This is a genomic window from Pedobacter sp. 01T416_2 (genome assembly GCF_056398925.1).
On sequence record NZ_JBFTQI010000705.1, the window covers coordinates 1 to 3,099 of the forward strand.

Genomic DNA, 3,099 nt, shown 5'->3' on the forward strand with positions numbered 1-3,099 from the left:
TCTTGATCCAAAACCTGATTGGCTGCTATAAATTCGATCTTCACATCATACAGGTTCTGCGGCCCGTATCCGCTTGGCCACCATAACTTAGGGTTGTCGAGCTGTAAATCAGGAAGTTTAACCGTAGTAGTCTTATTGGCTGCAATAGTAGTTGGCTGTTTAACCAATTTTCCGGCAATTTGATATTGCAAAGTACCCGAAATAGTCTGACCTGTAGGGTTTTCTACTTCAACTGAAACTTTAACGGTAGCCGGATTTTGTTTCCCTTCTGGTACGCGCTTGCCTGGGACCAAGGTAATTACCTGTGGATTCAGGATATTGATGCTTTTTGTTTTCTCGATGGTCACTTTATCCCAAATACCCGTATTACGATCACGAGTAGGCTGAATCCAATCCCAGCCGGCGGTGTATTGTGTGGTTAAACCTTTGGCAATAGTGCCATCACCACCCTGGCCACCGTTCGGGTTACCTGGAAAATCCGGAGGATAAACAATTACGGCCAGCCTGTTTTTCCCGTTTGAAGATAACAGTTTGGTAATGTTATATTGCGCCCTAAGGTGCATCCCAACCTGGGTTTTTGGATTAACTTTTTTTCCGTTTAAATAAATTTCGGCTTTGTAATTTATACCCCTAAACTGTAACCAAACCTGTTCGTTACCCGCCGCGCGCTCTTCAAAATCTTTTACAAACCAATAGGTGTAATAATCGTTACCGGTTTTATACACATCAGGAATTTTCTCATTGTTCATTCCATAAAATGGATCGGGTACTTTTTTGTTGTTCAGCAAAGTAGTTAATACTGTTCCTGGTACAGTTGCGGGCATCCAACTGTTAATCGAAAAGCCTGTTTTCGAAATTTCTGAACCAGTAGATTTAGCATCTTTGATATTGGTACATACCCAACCCGAATTTAGTTCATAGCGCTGTTGTGCATTTACGGTCAAAACCGAACAGAGTAAGAGAAGTAGGAATATTTTCTTCATTATTATTAAATTATTGAATGAGTGATTTATTGAATGAGAGAATGTTTTATTTACTGAATGAGAATTTTCACTATTGGTATAGTAAGCATTCAATCATTTTCAATTTAATCATTACTTAGTTGAAACTGGTCTGTCTTCTTGTTTTACCCCCCAGGTTGCTGATGGTTTATTGCCCATATAAATTTGCATATTTCCGCCAGTTATCATGGTTTTATGCAGGATATATGATTTGGTATAAGCTTTGCCATTCAGCACAATTTTCTGAATGTACTTATTCTCCGCACTATTACCCACAACCTTTATATTGAATTTCTTATTCCCAGGCAGCGAAATTATCGCATCATTAACTAATGGCGTTCCGAAAACGTAAGCCCCGTTTGCCGGATTTACAGGATAGAAACCCATTGCCGAGAAAACATACCAGGCACTCATTTGACCTACATCTTCGTTACCACACAAACCATCCGGTTTTGAAGAATAAAAATCTTTGTCGATTTTACGGATCAGATCGGCAGTTTTCCATGGCTGGCCTGCGTAAGTATATAAATAAGGAATGTGGTGATTGGGTTCATTTCCCTGCGCATAATTACCGATCAACCCACTAATATCCGGCGAACCGTTGGTTCCCAAATCTAAGGGTAAGGTAAATAGCGAGTCGAGTTTATTGATAAAAGCTTTATCCCCTCCAAAAAGATCAATCAATCCTTCTACATCTTGCGGCACTAGCCAGGTGTATTGCCAGGCATTACCTTCTACATAGTCATCTTCACGGTGTTTGGATGAAAAGGGATCGAACGGGCTTCTCCAGTTTCCGCTGGCAAGTTTACCCCGCATAAACTGAACACTCGGATCGAAATATAAACTATACAGTTTCGACCTTTTGCTAAAATAAGTGTAATCTGCTGTTTTATTCAGTGCCTTAGCCATTTGTGCAATGCAATAATCGTCAATAGCATACTCCAAAGCCTTACCCACTGATTCGTTTACTTTATCAGCAGGAATGTATTTAAGCTCCTGAATGTATTCGATGCCATCTGTTTTCTGCATAGCCGATTGTTTTATCGCTTCGTATGCCAGATTTACATCAAAACCCCGGTATCCTTTTAAATAAGCATCAACAATAACCGGAACGGCATGGTAGCCCACCATGGTATTGGTTTCGCTACCCATTAAATGCCAAACGGGTAGTTTACCCTGTTGTTTATAGATGGCCAACATGGTATTTACCACATCGCTTACCTTATCCTGGTGCAGGATGGTGTACAATGGATTAGCCGCACGGTAAGTAYCCCACAATGAAAAGGTAGTGAGGTTATTAAAATTTGCCTTTTTGTATACCTTTTTATCTGTACCGAGGTAATCTTTGTTTACATCGTTAAAAAGTGACGGGGCCACCATGGTATGGTACAAAGCAGTATAAAATACCTTTTTGGTCGTATTTGAAGCCTCAATTTTCACCTTGGCCAGTTCTTTCTCCCATTTCGCATCACTGTTTTTAACTGTGGTGGTAAAATCCCAGCCTGGCAACTCTGTTTTTAGGTTTAAAATGGCATTTTCAATGCTTACCGGAGATAAGGCAACTTTAATCTGTAGCTTATCATGATTAATGGCATTAAAGTTTACCGCTGCTTTTAATTTTTTGCCGGATAAYGCCATGCCGCTTTTAACCGCTGTGCTATCATATAACGCAATACTTTTAATCGGTTGTGAAAGTTTAATTACAAAATACAAACGCTGATCGTTGGCCCAACCTTTCGAATTACGATGCCCTATAATAGTGGTAGCATCGAGCTGTTTAAATGATGCAGATACAGGTGCGTCCCAGCCTATACCTTCTATCAAATCAATAATGATATGTGGGTTTTCGGCACCTTTTTTAAAAGTATATTGGTGAAAACCTACTCTTTCAGTTGCTGTTAGTTCGGCTTTAATCTGGTATTTATCAAGCAATACACTATAATAACCAGCTTTGGCTATTTCATTTTGATGCGAAAATTTAGACAGGTAGCCGTTCTGATCTTCGGCTGTTTTACCTTTCTCGAGCAATAATTTACCAGTTGCAGGCATGATCGAAATATCGCCCAGATCGCCGATTCCGGTACCGCTTAAATGCGTA

General features: G+C 40.0%; 2 protein-coding genes. Both read right to left on the reverse strand.

What is annotated here, in order from left to right:
- Positions 1-983: glycosyl hydrolase 2 galactose-binding domain-containing protein (locus AC1DPQ_RS22795; RefSeq protein WP_477610964.1), on the reverse strand; the 983-nt coding region annotated here is incomplete at its 3' end.
- Positions 984-1,094: 111 nt separating this feature from the next.
- Positions 1,095-3,099, reverse strand: a 2,005-nt coding sequence (locus tag AC1DPQ_RS22800) for a GH92 family glycosyl hydrolase (protein WP_477610965.1), incomplete at its 5' end; no start/stop codon positions are given.